The following is a 366-nucleotide window of genomic DNA, read 5'->3' on the forward strand; positions in this document are numbered from 1 at the left end:
AATATCAGCATGCTGCGGTCATTAATTGAAGCTCCTTCAACGATGAGGATGATGACCTCAACGGAATCAAGTGTCTATGAAGTGGCCCTTAGAAACAGCCGTTACGCTGACATTCAAGTCCGTAACGTTCCATTTATCGACAAAATTACAATTACGCAAATCTATCGTGACAAACGATTCATCCGCCCATCCGGCGGCACATCATTGAAGCTTAACGACAGAATCATTTTTACCAGTAGTAAAACGGAAGCTCCCGAAGTTCGCAGAGAACTAGGGAAATTAAATTAGTATCCAAAAAAGCTGGTGCAATGTGAAATGAATTCATCTCACATGCACCAGCTTTTTTATTAACTATTGATTGTCTTT

General features: G+C 40.4%; 1 protein-coding gene. It reads left to right on the forward strand.

From position 1 onward, the window contains the following. A partial coding sequence (locus CBI42_RS11560) for a TrkA C-terminal domain-containing protein (protein ID WP_306425630.1) occupies positions 1 to 288 on the forward strand: 288 nt, incomplete at its 5' end. Positions 289 to 366 lie beyond the last annotated feature (78 nt).

It is taken from the genome of Streptococcus sp. KR, from assembly GCF_002238115.1.
Taxonomy (GTDB): domain Bacteria; phylum Bacillota; class Bacilli; order Lactobacillales; family Streptococcaceae; genus Streptococcus.